The organism is Mesorhizobium album (assembly GCF_033977205.1).
Classification (GTDB): Bacteria; Pseudomonadota; Alphaproteobacteria; order Rhizobiales; family Rhizobiaceae; genus Mesorhizobium; species Mesorhizobium album.
Genome location: NZ_JAVIIW010000020.1, coordinates 67,536 through 85,693, shown reverse-complemented (window position 1 = coordinate 85,693; position 18,158 = coordinate 67,536). Strand labels below are relative to the sequence as shown.

Annotated in this window: 22 protein-coding genes; 9 read left to right on the top strand and 13 right to left on the bottom strand. The window is 64.7% G+C overall.

Annotation, left to right across the window (positions count from 1 at the left end):
* Positions 1–80: 80 nt before the first annotated feature.
* Positions 81–1,250: an AI-2E family transporter gene (locus tag RFN28_RS17940; RefSeq protein ID WP_320288638.1), complete on the bottom strand. Its 1,170-nt coding sequence runs from the start codon at positions 1,248–1,250 to the stop codon at positions 81–83.
* An 81-nt stretch (positions 1,251–1,331) separates the two neighbouring features.
* Positions 1,332–2,393: an LLM class flavin-dependent oxidoreductase gene (locus tag RFN28_RS17935; RefSeq protein ID WP_320288637.1), complete on the bottom strand. Its 1,062-nt coding sequence runs from the start codon at positions 2,391–2,393 to the stop codon at positions 1,332–1,334.
* Between the two features lie 227 nt (positions 2,394–2,620).
* On the opposite strand from RFN28_RS17935, the gene RFN28_RS17930 reads away from it, so the two are divergent.
* The gene (locus RFN28_RS17930) at positions 2,621–3,049 is read left to right on the top strand and encodes a DUF6481 family protein (RefSeq protein WP_040971073.1); all 429 of its coding nucleotides are present in this window, start codon (positions 2,621–2,623) and stop codon (positions 3,047–3,049) included.
* A gap of 139 nt (positions 3,050–3,188) precedes the next feature.
* Here RFN28_RS17930 and sugE read toward each other — a convergent pair whose 3' ends face one another.
* A complete protein-coding gene (sugE, locus tag RFN28_RS17925) occupies positions 3,189–3,503 on the bottom strand; it encodes a quaternary ammonium compound efflux SMR transporter SugE (RefSeq protein ID WP_320288636.1) in 315 nt (104 codons plus the stop codon).
* A 198-nt stretch (positions 3,504–3,701) separates the two neighbouring features.
* Complete coding sequence (locus RFN28_RS17920; protein WP_082953831.1) at positions 3,702–3,827, bottom strand: hypothetical protein; 126 nt, start codon at positions 3,825–3,827, stop codon at positions 3,702–3,704.
* A gap of 250 nt (positions 3,828–4,077) precedes the next feature.
* Here RFN28_RS17920 and RFN28_RS17915 point away from each other — a divergent pair, with 250 nt between their 5' ends.
* Together RFN28_RS17915 and RFN28_RS17910 are read left to right on the top strand one after the other, a co-directional pair.
* Positions 4,078–5,037, top strand: a complete 960-nt coding sequence (locus tag RFN28_RS17915; RefSeq protein WP_320288635.1) for a cation diffusion facilitator family transporter — start codon at positions 4,078–4,080, stop codon at positions 5,035–5,037.
* Positions 5,038–5,068: 31 nt separating this feature from the next.
* A complete protein-coding gene (locus tag RFN28_RS17910) occupies positions 5,069–5,473 on the top strand; it encodes a GFA family protein (protein WP_320288634.1) in 405 nt (134 codons plus the stop codon).
* Between the two features lie 253 nt (positions 5,474–5,726).
* On the opposite strand, the gene RFN28_RS17905 is transcribed toward RFN28_RS17910, so the two are convergent.
* A complete protein-coding gene (locus RFN28_RS17905; protein WP_320288633.1) occupies positions 5,727–6,980 on the bottom strand; it encodes a DNA recombination protein RmuC in 1,254 nt (417 codons plus the stop codon).
* A gap of 103 nt (positions 6,981–7,083) precedes the next feature.
* Here RFN28_RS17905 and def point away from each other — a divergent pair, with 103 nt between their 5' ends.
* From def to truA, 4 genes are all read left to right on the top strand, one after another.
* Positions 7,084–7,614, top strand: coding sequence for a peptide deformylase (gene def / locus RFN28_RS17900; RefSeq protein ID WP_320288632.1), 531 nt, complete (start codon positions 7,084–7,086; stop codon positions 7,612–7,614).
* Positions 7,615–7,619: 5 nt separating this feature from the next.
* Entirely contained in the window at positions 7,620–8,555 is a 936-nt protein-coding gene (gene fmt / locus RFN28_RS17895) for a methionyl-tRNA formyltransferase (RefSeq protein ID WP_320288631.1), read from the top strand.
* On the top strand, positions 8,552–9,058 hold the full coding sequence (locus tag RFN28_RS17890) for a GNAT family N-acetyltransferase (protein ID WP_320288630.1): 507 nt from the start codon (positions 8,552–8,554) through the stop codon (positions 9,056–9,058). The genes fmt and RFN28_RS17890 overlap by 4 nt, the downstream gene beginning before the upstream one ends.
* Positions 9,059–9,153: 95 nt before the next feature.
* Complete coding sequence (gene truA / locus RFN28_RS17885) at positions 9,154–9,942, top strand: tRNA pseudouridine(38-40) synthase TruA (protein ID WP_320288629.1); 789 nt, start codon at positions 9,154–9,156, stop codon at positions 9,940–9,942.
* On the opposite strand, the gene RFN28_RS17880 is transcribed toward truA, so the two are convergent.
* Positions 9,939–10,544, bottom strand: a complete 606-nt coding sequence (locus RFN28_RS17880; RefSeq protein ID WP_320288674.1) for a transporter — start codon at positions 10,542–10,544, stop codon at positions 9,939–9,941. The genes truA and RFN28_RS17880 overlap by 4 nt on opposite strands.
* Positions 10,545–10,546: 2 nt before the next feature.
* Positions 10,547–11,746, bottom strand: coding sequence for a succinyl-diaminopimelate desuccinylase (gene dapE / locus RFN28_RS17875; RefSeq protein ID WP_320288628.1), 1,200 nt, complete (start codon positions 11,744–11,746; stop codon positions 10,547–10,549).
* A 118-nt stretch (positions 11,747–11,864) separates the two neighbouring features.
* Here dapE and RFN28_RS17870 point away from each other — a divergent pair, with 118 nt between their 5' ends.
* Positions 11,865–12,893 (top strand): 2-dehydropantoate 2-reductase, encoded by a 1,029-nt coding sequence (locus RFN28_RS17870; RefSeq protein ID WP_320288627.1) that lies wholly within the window; start codon positions 11,865–11,867, stop codon positions 12,891–12,893.
* Here the strand turns inward: RFN28_RS17870 and RFN28_RS17865 are convergent.
* From RFN28_RS17865 to dapD, 4 genes are all read right to left on the bottom strand, one after another.
* On the bottom strand, positions 12,868–13,569 hold the full coding sequence (locus RFN28_RS17865) for a hypothetical protein (RefSeq protein ID WP_320288625.1): 702 nt from the start codon (positions 13,567–13,569) through the stop codon (positions 12,868–12,870). The genes RFN28_RS17870 and RFN28_RS17865 overlap by 26 nt on opposite strands.
* Before the next feature lie 14 nt (positions 13,570–13,583).
* Positions 13,584–13,961 carry a DUF805 domain-containing protein gene (locus RFN28_RS17860; protein WP_320288624.1) on the bottom strand — a complete coding sequence of 126 codons (378 nt, stop codon included), beginning with the start codon at positions 13,959–13,961 and terminating at the stop codon, positions 13,584–13,586.
* On the bottom strand, positions 13,954–14,316 hold the full coding sequence (locus tag RFN28_RS17855; protein WP_320288623.1) for a DUF805 domain-containing protein: 363 nt from the start codon (positions 14,314–14,316) through the stop codon (positions 13,954–13,956). Before RFN28_RS17855 ends, RFN28_RS17860 begins: the two co-directional genes overlap by 8 nt.
* Before the next feature lie 72 nt (positions 14,317–14,388).
* Positions 14,389–15,243: a 2,3,4,5-tetrahydropyridine-2,6-dicarboxylate N-succinyltransferase gene (gene dapD, locus RFN28_RS17850; protein WP_320288622.1), complete on the bottom strand. Its 855-nt coding sequence runs from the start codon at positions 15,241–15,243 to the stop codon at positions 14,389–14,391.
* Between the two features lie 143 nt (positions 15,244–15,386).
* Here dapD and RFN28_RS17845 point away from each other — a divergent pair, with 143 nt between their 5' ends.
* Positions 15,387–16,226 (top strand): LOG family protein, encoded by an 840-nt coding sequence (locus RFN28_RS17845; RefSeq protein ID WP_320288621.1) that lies wholly within the window; start codon positions 15,387–15,389, stop codon positions 16,224–16,226.
* A gap of 17 nt (positions 16,227–16,243) precedes the next feature.
* Here RFN28_RS17845 and RFN28_RS17840 read toward each other — a convergent pair whose 3' ends face one another.
* Both RFN28_RS17840 and RFN28_RS17835 read right to left on the bottom strand, forming a co-directional pair.
* The gene (locus tag RFN28_RS17840; RefSeq protein WP_320288620.1) at positions 16,244–16,864 is read right to left on the bottom strand and encodes a response regulator; all 621 of its coding nucleotides are present in this window, start codon (positions 16,862–16,864) and stop codon (positions 16,244–16,246) included.
* 339 nt (positions 16,865–17,203) lie between these two features.
* Positions 17,204–18,142: a sensor histidine kinase gene (locus RFN28_RS17835; protein ID WP_320288618.1), complete on the bottom strand. Its 939-nt coding sequence runs from the start codon at positions 18,140–18,142 to the stop codon at positions 17,204–17,206.
* Between the last annotated feature and the right edge of the window lie 16 nt (positions 18,143–18,158).

The following is an 18,158-nucleotide window of genomic DNA, read 5'->3' as shown; positions in this document are numbered from 1 at the left end:
TCCGGCTTGACCGGCCCGATATAGGCTCTCCCCGCCGACGCCGCAAACAATGGGCAAGGCCTCGACATTGGGCCAGGGCATTACGCTCCCGACCTGTTGTCGTTCTCGGCCGGCTCGTCATCGATGACGATGGCCTGTTGCGCCGCCAGGAAGTTGCCGACATGGCTGAGGCCGTCGAAATGGTCGCAGAACACCTTGACGACCACCAGCAGCGGCACCGCCATCAGCGCGCCGACGAAACCCCACAGCCAGGACCAGAAGGCGATGGCGATGAAGATCGCCACCGTGTTGAGCTCCAGCCGCCGGCCGACCACGGTCGGCGTCACGAACTGGCCTTCGACCACGTCGCACAACAGCACGAAAGCGGGCGCGAGCAGCGCGTAGGAGATCGTATCGAAGCTGATCAGCGCGATGACCGTGACCAGAAGGATAGTCATCAGCGCGCCGACATAGGGCAGGAAGTTGAGCAGCGCCGCGGCCGCGCCCCAGACCAGCGGGTTCGGCATGCCGAGCCCCCACAGGCCCAGGCCGATCACCGTGCCGAGACCGGCATTGATGACCGTGACGGTGAGCAGGTAATGCGAGATCTCGCGCTCGACGTCGTAGACGACCCGCAGCGCCCGCTTCTTCTGAGTGAGACTGGCGAAGGACTGGACGATCTTCTCGTAGAACAAGGTGCCCGAGGCGAGCAGGAACAGCGACAGCACGAAGACGATGGTGATGCTGGTGCCTGCCTGCAGGATGTTGCTGGCTGCCGTCGGCAAGATACCGGACGACGCCACCGCGACCTTCTGCACGCCCGGTTCCTGCGCTGTCTCGGTCAGCGCTTCCAGCTGGCGCGAGACATCCATGATCTTTTCGAGCGGACGCTTGAACGGCGCCAGCCGCTCGGTGAGTTGCTGGCCGATCGAGGAGGTGTTGTTCACGAGCTCGATGACCGGGCCGCTGAGCAGATAGCCGACGCTGGCGACGAAGAAGATGGAAAAGAGCACCAGCAAGGTCGCGGAGAGCGCGTCGGGAATGCCGTGCTTGCGCAGGAAGCGCACGATCGGCGTCAGCGTCAGCGCCAGCAGGAACGCGAGGATCACGGGCATGAAGAAGGCGCGAGCAAAATAGAGCGCGAACACCATCAGCAGAACGAAGATGCCGATCAGCAGCGATCGCATCAGCCGCAGTTCCGCCTTGGTTCCGGCACCCGGATCGGGGCTTTCGGCAATGCTCGCGCCGGAAGCGGTCGTGTCGGCTTTCATCAGTTCCCCTCGCGATCGTCGAGAAGAACGTGCCCGCCGCGCCGAGGTTCCGTTAGCCGGCGGTGACCGACGGACCTTACTTCAGGAGACCGGCGCCGGTGCGGCAGGCGCGGCCTTTGCCGTTGCCTTACGCACCATGGGCGCCACCTTGGTGCCGTAGAGCTCGATCGCCTTCATGATCTTGGCGTGCGGCATGGTGCCGATCGCCATTTGCAGCAGGAAGCGGTCGTTGCCGAAGATCCTGTGCTGGGCGATGATCTTCTCGGCCACCTGCTCGGGATTGCCGACGAACAAGGCACCACCTGGACCCCGCGCGTGGTCGAAATGCGCCCGCGAGGTCGGGCCCCAGCCGCGCTCGCGGCCGATGCGGTTCATCACCTCCGCCTGCGGTGCGTAAAAATCGTCGGCCGCCTGCTCCGCAGTCTCGGCGATGAAGCCGTGCACGTTGAGGCTGGTGGCGAGCGTGGCAGGATCGGTGCCGGCGCGCCTTGCCGCCTCGCGATAGATCTCGAACAGCGGTGCGAAGCGGGCCGGCTCGCCGCCGATGATGGCAAGCGCCAGCGGCAGGCCGAGCGCGCCCGCGCGGGCGGCCGACTGCGGTGTGCCGCCAATGGCGATCCAGATTGGCAGCTTGTCCTGGAAGGGGCGCGGATAGACGCCGCGGCCGTTGATCGGCGCGCGCAAGCGTCCTTGCCACGCCACCTTCACCTGATCGCGGATGGCAAGCAGCAGATCGAGCTTCTCGGCGAAGAGCTCGTCATAGTCCTCGAGATTGTAGCCGAACAGCGGGAAGGATTCGATGAAGGAGCCGCGTCCGGCCATGATCTCGGCGCGGCCGCCGGACAAAAGGTCGAGCGTCGCGAACTGCTGGAAAACGCGCACCGGATCGTCGGAAGAGAGCACGGTGACCGCGCTGGTGAGCTTGATGCGCTTCGTCCGTTCGGCCGCCGCCGCCAGCGCCACCACAGGCGCCGAGGCCGCATAGTCGGGACGGTGATGTTCGCCGAGGCCGAACACGTCGAGACCGACCTGGTCGGCCAACTCGACCTCCTCGATCAGGTTGCGCAGCCGTTCATGCGGTCCGATGGCGCCCGGGCCGGGTTCGGGGCTGACATCCGCGAAGGTGTAGAGGCCGAGTTCCATTTCGATTGCATCCTGGTGGGCTGTTTGAGCGTTGATTGTTGGCGCTAGAGGTAGCGATCGGCCCTGCCGCCCGCCAGTGCCGCGATGTGTGAACAGTGCATCGCGCGGCAGCGACGTATCCCGGCGGCAACAGCCCATATTTTCATGGCTGGCATACCGTTTTGGCGCTTGAATTCGTGACTTTCGCGCGTATGTAAGCGTCGCGAATTGACTGCAGGGAAGTGGACTTGGCTATCTACAGGGAAAAAGACATTTTCGAGCGGCGCAACGCCGCGAACGAGGCAAAGAAGGCGCTCCTGGAGCGCTTCAAGGCAAAGCCGGCGGCGGACGATCCAGCGGTGCTGGCGCGCCAGGCCGAACGCAAGGCGATCCTCGAGGCTCGTGCGATCCGCGAGGCCGAGAAGGCCAGACTGAAGCAGGAAAAGCTGGCGCGCGAAGCGGCCGAGAAGGCCGAGCGCGAGGCAGCGGCAGAAGCGGCGCGCATTGCCGCCGAAGAAGCGGCGGCAGCCGAGGCCAAGATCCGCGAGGCCGAGGAAGCCGAGCGCATCGCGCGTCTGCTCGCCGACGAGGCCGAGCGCAAGGCCAAGCGCGACGCGCGCTACGCCGCCCGCAAGGCGCGCGTCGGCCGGCAGCCGCCAGGCTTCTCCGCCCGCTAATATCGGTTTCGTTCGAAAGTGTTTCGGGGTCGCCACTGGCGGCCCTGAAGGCGTTTGCCCGGAGCAATTCCGGTGAAAAGCGCTTAGCGGTTTTCCGTCCGGAGCTGCGCGAGGACAAATCTGACGGGCCGATGCCGTGTCAGGCGACAAGCTTCAGCCCGACGATGCCGCAGACGATCAGGCCGATGCAGGCAAGCCGCACCGCGGTCGCCGGCTCGCCGAGCAGCCAGATGCCGAGCAGGGCCGTGCCTACGGTGCCGATGCCGGTCCACACCGCATAGGCGGTGCCGACAGGCAGCGTCTTCAGCACCAAGCCGAGCAGGCCGAGACTGACGATCATCGAGGCAATCGTGAGAAGGGACGGCAGCGGCTTCGAGAAGCCGTCCGTGTATTTGAGGCCGATCGCCCAGCCGATCTCGAACAGACCGGCGAAGAAGAGAAAGATCCAGGACATCGCGGACACTCCGTAGATCCAGCATCGAGCATTCGACGCTTGAAGTGGCGGGTCGTCCCGGCCAGGTTTCGGGGAAGCGCGAGGTCGTCCTCGCGGCTGTCATATAGATAGCCTGTTCGCCAATCAACAAAACACCGGCAGCATTCGGCATGCCGCCGGTTCAAATCCGCATCGCGACGGAGCGGCCACGCTGGCCGATCACTTCTCCTTGATGCGCATCGCCTTGACCGGCGGTGCCTTCGGAGCCGGGGCCGCGGCTGGTTTCTTCGCGTCCTTCTTCGGCTTGCGGGGTTCCTTGCCCGCCTTCATCGCACCTTTAGCCATGATTCGCTCCTCCGATTGTGGGCGGCACGAGTGAAACAAGAGAAAGGCCGGACCGCAAGAGGTCGCTTGCCACCTGGGAAGCCGGCTTCCCGGAATGTCATCCGTTTTCCCTTGATCCCGCGACCTCGAGATCGATTCGGCAACAGAAATGCATACAGCATCTTGAACCTCCGAGCGGCTGGCGCATTGTCGGAAGAGCTTCGGCCGGCAGATCCTTAAGCTCGGCACTTGGAAAGGAATCGGGAAGCGCATGGCAGGGCATAGCGGCACGAAAAGAGTGATCTACGCCGCGCTCGCTGGCAATCTCGCGATCGCGTTGACCAAATTCGCCGCGGCACTCTTTACAGGCTCTTCAGCCATGCTGTCGGAAGGCGTGCATTCACTGGTCGACACTGGCAATGGCGCGCTTCTGCTATACGGCATGCGGCGCGCCGCGCGACCGCCCGACCGGACGCACCCGCTCGGCCACGGACGCGAACTCTATTTCTGGAGTTTCATCGTCGCATTGCTGGTGTTCGCGCTCGGCGCCGGCATTTCCTTCTATGAGGGCGTCATCCACATCATGGCGCCAGAACCGGTCATCGACGCCAGGGTCAACTACATCGTGCTCGGTCTGTCCTTTCTGTTCGAAGGCAGTTCCTGGCTGGTGGCGCTGAAGGCGTTCCGGGAGCAGAAGCGAAAGCTGGGCTGGTTCGAGGCGGTGCGGCTGAGCAAGGACCCCAGCGCCTACACGGTACTGTTCGAAGACAGCGCCGCGTTGCTCGGCCTCATCGTCGCCTTTGCGGGCATCCTAGCGTCCGAACTTCTGGCGATTCCCGAGCTCGACGGCGTCGGCTCTATCGGCATCGCGATCATCCTGGGCGCAACCGCGATCTTCCTGGCGCGCGAGAGCAAGGGCCTGCTTCTCGGCGAGCCTGCTTCGCCCGAAATGCAACGCAAGGTTCTGGGGATCGCCGAGCAGGATCCGGCCGTGCAGCGGGCGAACGGCATATTGAGCGTCCATATCGGTCCCGAGGAGATCGTCGCCGGCTTGAGCATCGAGTTCGAGGATCATCTCACCGCGCCGGAGATCGAAGCGTGCATCGAGCGCCTTGAGGCGCGGCTGAACAAGGAGATGCCGGAGATCGCCAGGCTTTTTGTCAAGCCACAGGCCGCCGGCATATGGGAGCTCAGGCGAAAGGCCATCGCCGAGACCTCCGGCGAGGGTTAGACTTGGGTGAAACTCTGATGGAGAAAGACCGATGAAGATCGACGGCGGGTGCCATTGCGGCGCCATCACCTACGAGGCCGAGGTCGATCCCGAGAAGACCTCGATCTGCCATTGCACGGATTGCCAGCAGCTCACCGGCACCGCGTTCCGCGTCACCGTGCATGTGCCGGAAGAGGACTATCGCATCACCAAGGGCACGCCCAAGGTCTATATCAAGACCGGGTCGAGCGGCGCCAAGCGGGCACAGGGCTTTTGCGGTGATTGCGGTTCGCATCTCTACGCCACGTCCGTCGGCGACGGGCCTAAGGTCTACGGCATCAGGACCGGCACCGCACGCCAGCGCGACCAGCTGGTGCCGAGAACACAATACTGGCACCGCTCGGCGCTGCACTGGCTGCCGGAATTCGAGGGCACCAGGATCGTCGAGGAGCAGTAGCGGTCATCGCATCGGCGGACTGGCGCAGACCTCGGCGATTGGCCGAATCTTCCGCGCCTTCGTCATCCTCGGGCTTGACCCGAGGATCCATGCCGTGACCGTCATCGAGGAACGCGACGGACCAGAATTCTGCACCGCCGCAACGCCTTAGCGTCACGGCAGGATCCTGGGTCTGCGCGCGTCGCTTCGCTCCTTGCTTCGCCCCAGGATGACGAAGTGATAGCCGTTCCGGCCAATCTCCAAGGCGGGGTGGCTAATCGCCGTCTTCCACCACCCTCAGCCGCAATTGGCCCGTCTTGGAATCGGCCACCCGCGCGCCGGCCTCCACCTTGGCCGGGCCACCGCGCGGCGGCTCGGCCTCGCCTTCGCCGAACTCCAGCGCCTCGATCTTCTGGCCGCGCTTGGTGACTTTCGTCGTCGACACGAGAATGTCGTCGATATCCTTGGCCGCCTGGCCGAAATGCGTCTGCAGCCGGCGCACGCGCTCGTCGACGCGCGCCACGTCCTCCATCAGGCGGATCACCTCGCCCTGGATCAGATGCGCTTGCTCGCGCATGCGCGCGTCTTTGAGGATCGCCTGGATGACCTGGATCGACAGCATCAACAGCGACGGCGAGACGATGACGACGCGGGCGCGGTGCGCCTTCTGCACCACGGCCTCGAAATTCTCGTGGATCTCGGCGAACACCGACTCCGACGGCACGAACATGAAGGAGGTGTCCTGCGTTTCGCCCTGGATCAGGTATTTTTCGGCGATATCGCGGATATGCACCTCGATGTCGCGCCGGAACGCCTGCGCCGCCACCTTCTGCAGCTCGGCCCCCTCGGCGGCGCGGATGGCATTCCAGGCCTCCAGCGGGAACTTGGCGTCGATGGCGAGCATCGGCGCGCCGTTCGGCATCCGCACCAGGCAGTCCGGCCGGCTGCCGTTGGAGAGGCTCGCCTGGAACTCATAGGCGCCGTGCGGCAGGCCGTCGGCGATGATCGCTTCCATGCGCGACTGGCCGAAGGCGCCGCGCGTCTGCTTGTTGGAAAGGATCGCCTGCAGTTGCACGACCTGGCCGGCGAGCGACTGGATGTTGCCCTGCGCGGTGTCGATCACCGCCAGCCGCTCCTGCAGCTTGGCCAGGCTCTCATGCGTCGACTTGGTCTGCTCGGCCATGGTCTGGCCAAGGCGGCCGGTCATCGCGTCGAGCCGCTGGCCGAGCGACTGGGTGAGCTCGGCCTGCCTGGCTCCGAAGACTTCGGCGATCGCGCCCATGCGCCCTTGCATCTCGGCCTGCGCTTGCAGGATGTCAGCCATGCGCGCTTCGGTGTCGCGGGCATGGTCGGCGGCCTCCGCCGTGGCAACCGCGCGCGCCTTGGCCGCGCGCCAGAGCGCGATGACAAGCGCCAGGAACAATGCCAGCAGCAGGAGCGCACCAAAACCGAGCGCTTCGCCGAGCGTGATCGTGGTGGCGCCGAGCCGCGCGACCGGTTCCGAAAGTATTGAGGTCATGTCGTTCATGGAAGCAGCATAACCGATTCGGCCTGCTGGCATAGATCAAAACGTGAACATGTCAGGGCTATCCCGGTTGACGCTTCTCCAACGAGGTCTTAGGTGAAACGCCATGTCGATCAAGCCGCTCATCATCCTTCCCGATCCTCTCCTGCGCCAGGTTTCCAAACCGGTCGAGCGCGTCGACAGCGATTTGCGCAAGCTCGCCGACGACATGCTGGAGACCATGTATGACGCGCCGGGCATCGGATTAGCGGCGATCCAGGTCGGCGAAGCGCTGCGCCTGCTGGTGATCGACCTTGCCAAGGAAGGCGAGCCGCCGGCGCCGCATGTCTTCATCAATCCGGAAGTCCTCGAAAGCTCCGACCAGCGCTCGGTCTATGAGGAAGGCTGCCTGTCGATCCCGGACTATTATGCCGAGGTCGAGCGTCCCGCCGCCGTGCGGGTGAAATATCTCGACCGCGACGGCAAGCTGCAGGAGATGCAGGCCGAAGGCCTGATGGCGACCTGCCTGCAGCACGAGATCGACCATCTCAACGGCGTGCTGTTCATCGATCACATCTCGAAGCTGAAGCGCGACATGGTGGTGAGGAAGTTCAAGAAGCTCGCCAAGGAGAAGGCGCCGGGCAAGATGGTAGGCTAGGGGTCATGCCCCTTCGCGTCATCTTCATGGGCACGCCGGATTTTTCCGTGCCGACGCTCAGCGCCATTGCCGAAGCCGGCCATGACATCGCCGCCGTCTACACGCAGCCGCCGCGCGCCGCCGGCCGGCGCGGGCTGGAATTGACGCCCTCGCCCGTGCAGCGCGAGGCGGAACGGCTTGGCCTCGAAGTGCGGACGCCGACATCGCTCAAGGGCGACGCTGAGCAGCGGGCCTTTGCCGCCTTGCACGCCGATGTCGCCGTGGTCGTCGCCTATGGTCTGCTTCTGCCGAAACCCGTTCTTGAGGCGACGAAGCTCGGCTGCCTCAACGGTCATGCCTCGCTTTTGCCGCGCTGGCGCGGTGCTGCTCCCATCCAGCGTGCCATCATGGCCGGCGATGCCGAGACAGGCATGATGGTCATGCGCATGGAAGAGGGTCTCGACACAGGGCCGGTGGCCTTGGTTGAAAAATGCGCCATCGGTTCCGATATGACCGCCGGCGAATTGCATGACCGCCTGATGGCGATCGGCGCTTCGCTGATGGTGGAAGCGCTCGCGCAGTTGGGGATAAATTGTCTGACATTTACCCCGCAGCCAACGGCGGGGGTGACCTACGCCAAGAAAATCGATAAATCGGAGACGCGCGTTGACTGGACGCGGCCTGCCGGCGAAGTCCACAATCACATTCGCGGCCTCTCGCCCTTTCCGGGCGCGTGGAGCGAGGTCGAAATTGGTGGCCGCATGGAGCGGCTGAAACTGCTTCGCTCGACGCTGTCTGAAGGCGTCGGCGAGTCGGGAGGAATTCTCGATGACCGGCTGACGGTCGCCTGCGGGTCAGGCGCGGTCCGGCTGGTCGAAGTTCAACGGGCGGGCGGAAGGCCCGCCGCCGCGCAGGAATTCCTGCGTGGGGCCAAGATCGAAAAAGGAATGAAACTCAAATGAGCATGATGTCGATACGCGCGGCGACGCCGCGGGATCGCGAGACGATCCGCCTCGTCGAGGAGCATGCCTTCGGCCAGCAGACCGAGGCCGGCCTGGTCGACGCGCTGGTGACCGGCGGCGACGCGGTCGTCGAGCTGGTGGCGGAAGAGGATGGTCAGGTCGTCGGCCATATTCTGTTCTCCAGGCTTTTCGTGCAGAACGGCGGCAAGCGTTTCGCTGCCGTGGCGCTGGCGCCGCTGGCGGTCGAGCCGTCCTTCCACGGCACTGGCATCGGCGGCGCGCTGATCCGCGAGGCGCATGTCCGCCTCAAGGAAGCCGGCGAGACGCTGGCCGTGGTGCTAGGCGATCCGGCCTATTACGGCCGCTTCGGCTACACCCATGCCCGCGCCGAGAAGTTCGAGAGCGAATACCAGGGCGAGGCGCTGCAGGCTCTCGCCTGGGGCGACGCGCCCGAGGCCGGCAAGCTGGTTTATGCTTCGGCTTTCACAGCGCTGGCCGCCTAGAGCATGATCCCGAAAAGTGGGAACCGGTTTTCGGGAAAGATCATGCTCAACCGAAAAGACAAAGCCTCGCCACGATCGCAGGCGGTTGTCTGAACATGCCGCGTTTTCGGCTCGATATCGAATATGACGGCAGCCAATTCGCCGGCTGGCAGCATCAGGCGGACCAGCCTTCGGTGCAGCAGGCGATCGAGCAGGCGATCGAAAAGTTCTGCGGCGAAGAGGTGAGAATACGTGCCGCCGGCCGCACCGATGCCGGCGTGCACGCCACCGCCCAGGTGGCGCATGTCGATCTCGCCAAGGCTTGGGCGGGCGACAAGGTGCGAGATGCCGTCAACGCCCATCTGCAGGCGGCCGGCGCGCGCATCGCCATCCTGAAGGCGGCGGTCGCCGCCGACGATTTTGACGCCCGGTTCTCCGCCACCGGCCGCCACTATCTCTACCGCATTCTCAATCGCCGCGCCCCGTCGGCGCTGGAAAAGGGCAAGGTCTGGTGGGTGCCGAAGCGGCTCGATGCCGAGGCCATGCACGAGGCGGCAAAAGTGCTGCTCGGGCGGCACGATTTCACCACCTTCCGCTCTACCCAATGCCAGGCCGAGAGCCCGGTCCGCACGCTGGCGCGTCTCGATGTCAGCCGCGTGGGCGATCTCATCGAGGTCAGGACCTCGGCGCGCTCCTTCCTGCACAACCAGGTGCGCTCGATGGTAGGCTCCTTGCGGCGCGTCGGCGACGGCTCCTGGAGCGCCGCCGATCTCAAGGCGGCCCTCGAAGCGCGCGACCGCGCCGCCTGCGGCCAGGTTGCCCCGCCGGACGGGCTTTTTCTCGTGGGGGTGGATTATCCGGAGGTGGCTGGCAAATCCGTGGTGGCAGAGGGCGCTGAGATCTAGCCCCTTGCCCCATTCGGTATGTCGATGCCAAGCAGCGCCTGCAGGCCGAACAGGACGAGCAGGGAGGCCACGAACATGCCGGCAAACACAGCGGTGCCGACGGCGGCGCCCTTGCCGATCGTCGCATTGGTCATGCGCCAGGTCAGCACCATCGACAGTGCGAACAAGAGCAGCGAGACCAGGCCGCTGATCTCGTCGGTCGAAGGCAGGAAGAGCCTGAGCAGCGCCGACGGCAGCATCAGCCAGGCGATGATTGCCGATGCCCAGTTGGAGGCGACGACATAGTGGACGAAGCGCCCGCCGATGCCGGCGCGCGGCGCCACCAGCGCAAGCACCACCAGCGGCAGCACCCAGGAGCCGATATCGACCGTCGCCAGCTTGATAAGCATGCTGAGACGGCCGGCGAACGCGTTCGGATCGCCGATCTCGTTGGCGATACCGACCCAGCCCACGATCAGCGCCGGCGCCGCCACGACGATGGCGAAAAAGGAGTTCCAGAAACCGTCCGCCGAAAGGTCGAGCATGCGCAGGCCGTCGGCCTTGCCGAACATCAGCCGCCAGGCGCCGGTCAGCGAAGCAAAGGTTTCATCCGCCGAAAGCATTGTCACGTGAGGCCTTGTCCGAACCAGTCTTCGATGAAGCGTTCGTAGATCCCAGTCAGCGTCTCGAGGTCGGCGACTGCCACACGCTCGTCGACCATGTGCATCGTCTTGCCGACCAGCCCGAATTCGACCACCGGGCAATAGTCCTTGATGAAGCGCGCGTCCGACGTGCCGCCGGAGGTGGAGAGCGCCGGCGTCCTGCCTATCACGGCCACGACCGACTTGCTCAGCGTGTCGATCAGCTTCTCGTCGCGGGTGAGGAAGACATGGCTCGGCCGGTCGCGCCAGACGAGCTCGTAGTCGACCGGCGTCTTTTTGCCGGGCCGGTACTTCTTTCGTCCGGCCGCCTGGTCAAGCCGGTTGTGGATCTCGGCCTGGATCGTTTCGGCATCCCAGGTGTCGTTGAAGCGGATGTTGAAGGTGGCGGTGGCCTTGGCCGGGATGACGTTGGTCGCCAGGTTGCCGACATCGATTGATGTCACTTCCAGATTGGTCGGCTGGAAATCCTTCGTTCCCTCGTCGAACACCGGATGCAGCAGCGCGTCGACCAGGCTCATCAACCCGCGCACCGGGTTGTCGGCAAGCTGCGGATAGGCGGCGTGGCCCTGGCGGCCGTTGACGATGACGCTGCCGGAGAGCGAGCCGCGCCGGCCGATCTTGATCATGTCGCCGAGCGCATCCGGATTGGTCGGCTCGCCGACGATCGAGGCATCCCATTTCTCGCCCTTGTCGGCCGCCCATTCGAGCAGCTTCACCGTGCCGTTGATGGCCGGCCCTTCCTCGTCGCCGGTGATCAGCAGGGATACCGAGCCTTTCGGCCCGCCATTCTTGTCGATATGGCGCGCCACCGCGGCGATGAAGCAGGCGATGCCTCCCTTCATGTCGACAGCGCCGCGGCCATACATCTCGCCGTTGGCGATCTCGGCGGCAAAGGGCGGATGCGTCCAGGCCGCCTCGTCGCCGACCGGGACCACGTCGGTATGGCCGGCAAACATCAGATGCGGGCCGTTGCCGGAGCGGCGCGCATAGAGGTTTTCGATGTCGGGCGTGCCGGCCTCCGAGAACACCGGCCGCTCGACCGAGAAGCCGAGCGGCCTAAGCATGTCCTCCAGCGTCCGCAGCGCGCCGCCCTCGGCGGGCGTCACGGAAGGACAGCGGATCAGGGCGGCAAGATTCTGGGCGGGATCGGTCGGCAATTTCATGGGCAAAGCGATAGTCGAAAGCGGTAGGCGTGTCACGGTGGCAGATGATCGCCGGGCAAACCGCCGACAATATGGTTGCCGTGTCGTATAGTCGCGCGAGCCGGGACGGGGTGATCACATGGCCAATCAAGGAAAGACGATCGCAATCGCCGGCGCCGGCAGCATCGGCTGCTATGTCGGCGGCTGCCTGGCGCTCGCCGGGCGAAAGGTAAATTTCCTGGGACGCGGCCGCATCGTCGAGGCCATGCGCAAGGACGGGCTCCGGGTCAGCGATCTCGACGGCCGCGATCGCCGCATCGACCCTGAGGCGCTCGCGGTCACTGATGACCCCGCGTTGGCGCTGCGCACTGCCGATATCGTTCTGGTCACGGTCAAGAGCGGGGCGACCGAAGAGATGGCGGCGCTAATAGCGACCCATGCACGCCCCGATACCATCGTGGTCAGCCTGCAGAATGGCGTCGACAACGCGGACAAGCTGCGCGCCGGACTGCCGGAACGGCGCGTGCTGGCAGGCATGGTGCCGTTCAACGTCGTGCAGTCGCCGGGCGGCGTGACGCCGCTCAGGGTTCATCGCGCGAGCGAAGGCAAGGTGATGATCGAGGAGGCCGGCCTCGTCGGGCTGCTCGATGTCGAAGGGCTCGGGGTCGAAGCCCATTCCGACATGAAGGCGGTGCTGTGGAGCAAGCTCCTTATGAACCTCAACAACGCGCTTGTGGCGCTCTCCGGCCTGCCGCTGGCGCGCGAGCTGGCCGACCGCCGCTGGCGCTTGATCCTGGCCGGCCAGATCGACGAGGCGCTTGCCGCGATGAAGGCCGCCGGCATAGAGCCGGCGCGCATCACCGGCCTGCCGCCGTCGCTGCTGGCGAAAGTGCTGAGGCTACCCGACTGGCTGTTCGGGCTGCTGGCGCGGCGCATGCTGGCGATCGACCCGCAAGCGCGCTCCTCCATGTGGGACGATCTCGAGCGCCGCCGTCCGACCGAGATCGACGATTTGCAGGGCGCGGTGCTCGGCCTGGCGGAGCGGACCGGCACGCCGGCGCCGACGATCGAGCGCGTCGCGGCGCTGGTGCGTCAGGCGGAAGCGGAAAAGCGCGGCCCGCCGGGATTGACGCCGGACAAAGTCAGCGACGGTTCTCGATCAGCGTGATCTTCTGCCAGATCTTGCGCGACAGGTTCGAGCTCAGATTCTCGATGTCGTTGACGCCGTCGATGACCACGTCGTCATTGACCGACTGCGCGAACAGCGCCGCGATCTTGCCGGTGATCGACAGCATTTCCGAGCAATAGTCGAGATAGCGCGCAAGGTCGGCGGCATTGGCGATGCGGCTGGGCGAGTGCGAGGTCGGCTTGAAGTTCGCCGATAAAGCCGCCGGATCCTTGGTGAGCTGGTGCATGTCGATGACATGGATCAGCGAGCGCAGCCCATGCAATTGCCGGAAGACCTTCTTGCGCTTGATCCTCTCCTCGGTGCGGACCAGCGCCAGGAAGCCGAGCACCGCCAGGATGACCGTATTGATCGTCGCCTCGATGCCTTGCACCGACTGCACGGCGTCGTCGGTTCCCGAGATACCGTCGAGCGGCAGGATGGTGCCGACGAACAGGAACACCAGGACGCCGGCGACGAAAGCGGCGACGATCAGGCCGCGCAGCCACCAGATCGGCGCCTCCAGCTCCCTGGCGGCCCTCGCCAGGTCGTGCGACAGCGACACCAGCTCGCCGGCGACGCCGCGCAGGCCCGCCTCCGGGAAACGCTCGCCGATCCGCTCCTCAAGCCTCTCGGCGGTTTCGATGATCAGCTTGGGATCGAGCGTGCGATAGCGCATGGCGGCTGCGGCGCTCAGCGGTCGGCCGGCGCGTTGGTGCGGCTGCCGTAGCGATTGGGCCCGGCTTGTCCCGGAAACAGGCAGAGCACCAGGAAAGCGACGATCGACACGATGGGAACGAACAGCACCAGCGCCGCGATCCCGGGCTTGTCGAAATCATGCAACCGCTTCACCGCCAGCACGATGTTGGACCACAGCGATCCGAGGAAGGCGAGGAAGAAGACGAACGACCACAAATTGCTCTCGGCCGAGCCTTCCGGCACCAGCGTGAAGCGGTAGAGCGGGAACGCCTGGATGAGGGCAACCAGCAATCCGCCGAGAAAATAGGCCGCGCGGCTGACGCGGCCCGAGGTTTTGAAGAAGAGCCAGATGAAATCTGATTTTTCAGGCAAGCGGGTCCGGTCCGTATTGATTGGCGCCTCTGGTGCCTTCCAGGATGCCGAGTTCGACCAGCAGCCATATGCCGCCGATGATAGGGATCAGGCCGATCAGCGTCCACCAGCCCGACTTGTTACGGTCGTGCCAGCGTTTGGCATAGAGAGCAATCGCGAAATAGATCGATGCCAGCATAACCAGGATGCCGACGACGCCGAACTGGGCGCCGCTTTCAGTGGTGAAGCGTGTGCCGAGGATCGAATCGAGAATGAATGCAATAATGGCGAGAACGACGAATATGCCGATGCCGGCCCAGAATTTGGCGCGGTTGATGCGGCCGTCGAAACTCGTCAGCAGATATTTCCAGTCCATAACGCCCCTCCGTGTTGAACCAGCGCGACGGAATGTCGCGCCGGCGGAAGGTGCGTCCGTTTCCGGAAAAGATCAATCGCGCAGCAATTCGTTGATCGAGGTTTTGGAGCGGGTCCTGGCGTCGACGCGCTTGACGATGACGGCGCAGTAGAGGCTGGGGCCCGGCTCGCCATTGGGCAGCGGCTTGCCCGGCAGCGATCCGGCGACGACCACGGAATTTGCCGGCACCTCGCCGTAGAAGACCTCGCCCGTGGTGCGGTCGACGATCTTGGTCGACTGTCCGATGAACACGCCCATGCCGAGCACCGAGCCTTCGCGCACGATGCAGCCCTCGACCACTTCGGAGCGCGCGCCGATGAAGCAATTGTCCTCGATGATGGTCGGGCCGGCCTGCATAGGCTCCAGCACGCCGCCGATGCCGACGCCGCCGGACAGATGCACGTTCTTGCCGATCTGGGCGCAGGAGCCGACCGAGGCCCAGGTGTCGACCATCGTGCCTGAATCGACATAGGCGCCGACATTGACGAAGGACGGCATCAGCACCGCCCCCGGCGCGACATAGGCCGAGCGGCGCACGACCGAGGACGGCACGGCGCGGAAGCCCGCCTTTTCGAAATCGACGGCGCTCCAGCCATCGAACTTCGACGGCACCTTGTCCCACCAAACCGCCTGGCCCGGGCCGCCCTTGATGATCTCCATCGGGTTCAGCCGGAAGGAGAGCAGGACCGCCTTCTTCAGCCACTGGTTGACGAGCCACTTGCCATCGTCCTGCCGTTCGGCGACGCGGACCACGCCGCGGTCGAGCAGGTCGAGCGCCGACTGGATGGCGTCGCGCGTTTCGCCGCGGGTCGCGGTCGAAATCGTATCGCGCTCCTCGAAGGCCTTTTCGATGGTCTTTTCGAGGCTCGCCAGATCGGGCATGGACATGAATTTGCTCCATTACAAAGCTGTTAAGGGCTGCGCCTTAACCTGTTTTGAAATCGCGCGGACCCTATGTGATGCCTTGATGGGGGTCAATCGCGGCTGCGTCACGGGACGGCGCAAGTAAGGGAATTGGAACGGTGGACTCAATGACACCTATGGAAAAGGCGGGCTGGACGCCGCTGCCGCATTCGGACGAGGATCTGGAGCGGGCGAAAAGCGTGCCGGACACGCCGCAGACGCGCGCCGAAACCTATCGCCTGGCCTGGAACGATCCCGATTTCATGACGCGACGTGAGCTGCGGCCAGTGCGCCTCCAGCTCGAGCTGCTGAAGCCCGAGATGATCCTGGCCGAGCGCGGCATCCGTTCGACGGTCATCCTGTTCGGCGGCGCGAGGCTGCCGGAGCCGGGCGGCGTCGCCTGGGCTGCCAAGAACGAGACGCAGAAGAAGAACCTCGAGCTGAACAGCAGATACTACGAAGAGGCGCGCAAATTCGCACGGCTGTGCTCGCAGCAGTCGGCCACGTCCTACTATCGCGAATATGTCGTCGTCACCGGTGGCGGACCCGGCGTCATGGAGGCCGGCAACCGCGGCGCCGACGATGTCGGCGCGCCGTCGATCGGCCTCAACATCGTGCTGCCGCACGAGCAGGCGCCGAACGCCTATGTGACGCCCGAGCTCTGCTTCAACTTCCACTATTTCGCCATCCGCAAGATGCATTTCGTCATGCGCGCCAAGGCAGTCGCCGTGTTTCCGGGCGGCTTTGGCACGATGGACGAATTCTTCGAGACGCTGACGCTGATCCAGACCGGGCGCATGGAGCGCGTGCCGGTGATCCTGTTCGGCAAGGCGTTCTGGCAAAGGGCGATCGACCTCGACTTCCTTGCCGAGCAAGGCACCATCTCGCCGGGCGACCAGGACATCATCGATTTCGTCGACACCGCCGACGAAGCCTGGGACATCATCCGCCGCTTCTATAGCCTCTGAGAGGTGCAGACCGCCCGCTACTGCAGGTCGGCCAGCCAGCCATTGGAATGCGCGAAGCGCACGATGGCGGCGCGCGAGTGGAGCTCCAGCTTGTCGGTTGCCCTGGTCCGGTAGGTTTCGATGGTCTTTATGCTGAGGTTCAGCCGCGAGGATATCTCCTTGTTGCTGTAGCCAAGGGCGACCAGCTGGATCACCGATCGCTCCCGTTCGCTGAGGTTGCCGGCGTCGCCCTGCGTGCCGTGGCGCGGGTTCAGGATTCGCGCCGCAAGCGCCGGGTCGACATAATTATCGCCGGCCAACACGCATCGGATGGCCTGCAGCAGATCCGTCGCGGTCGACCGCTTGACCACGAAACCGCGCGCTCCGGCCGCCAGTACCTGGCGCAGGCAGCCGGGGTCGTCATGCGCGGTGAGCGCAATGCAGCCGAGCTCGGGAAAGCGTTCGACGAGCCGCTCGATGAGCGTGACCCCGTTGACGCCGGGAAGCGAGATATCGACCACGGCGACATCGGGAAGAGCCTTGCCGATGCCCTCGAGGGCTTCATCGGCACTGGCCGCCAGTCCGACGATCGTCAGATCCTCCTGGCCGTCGATCATCGCACCCACGCCGGATAGGATGATCGGGTGGTCATCGACCACGAATATGCGCCTGCAGCACACCTTCAACCTCCATCAGTCTGTCAAAGGCCTCGTCACGTGGTGAGGTCCATTTGTCCTTGATGGTCTAGGCAACTGCCCCGCCTGGCGCGGGACGCCCGTCTGTCTCAGCAGCCTCAAGCGGCTGCAACGGGTAAAGCCATCCCCCGCCTAACCCCATGATGCCGATTGTAAGCCGCGGCCGACGATTTCGGATGTGGAACGCTTCACTTAGAGCAATTCCAGGAAAGATGCGTGGCGGCTTTCCGATCGGTATTGAGTAAAAACAAACAGTTGGACCAGCCTGGCAATTCTGCCAACGCTGAGATTCGCCCCGACTGCTCAGCCGGTCAAAGGCACATCGGCATAGATAGCGGTGCCTTTGCCCCTGGCGGTTTCGACGGTCAATGCGCCTCCGATCAAGGCAAGGCGCTCTTTCATTCCTGCCTGCCCCAGATGGTGAGAGCCAGGCGTGACATTGCCGTCAAATCCCCGGCCATTGTCCTCGATGGTGAGGCGAAGCCTGTCGTCGCGAATATGCGCCGTCACGCTGACCCGGCTTGGCCGGGCATGCCTGCCAATGTTGGTGAGGGCCTCCTGGGCGATGCGGTAGAGCGTCAGGGCGACCTCCGCTGCGAGCGGCCGCGAAAGCGCTTCGAGATCGACATCGCAGGGGATGCCGAGCTGAGCGCACAGCATGCTGGCCAGATCCTCGACCGAGGCGCGAAGTCCCAGGCGATCGAGGTCGGCGGGCCGTAGGCTCCAGGCGGCATCGCGCACCTTTGCGCTCAGCTGGTCGACGATCTGGGCAGCGAGCGCCAGGCGGGCATCGAGTTCCGCGGAGTCCGCGCGGATGGCGTGCAGTTCAAGCGCGACGCTTGCCAGCATCTGGCCGAGATCGTCGTGCAGCTCGCGTGACAGGCGCAGGCGCTGTTCTTCCTGCACGGCAATCAAATGCCGCGCCAGTTTCCGGCGCCGGGCCCTGTCGTCCTTGCCTGTAGTGCCACCCGCCCGCATCAACCCTTCTCTTCTCTGTGCCGCCGCGAAGGGTCGCAAGCCGTCCACGGGTCGGCGAGAAAAGGCATGAAGTCCACGCAATATACACCCGGCATAGGCCTTTATGCCTGTCAGTTTTTTCCCGATCCCTTCCACTTTTCCCGACAAGGGCATCAGCAGAAAATCCGGCAGGCGATGCCGATCAGCCCCAATGTTTCGGCGTCTCTTCTGCAGGCATCCTTGTTGCGTTGTCTCGGTCATCTTCGTGGCGGCCGAGATGTTCAACACACAACCAAGGAGA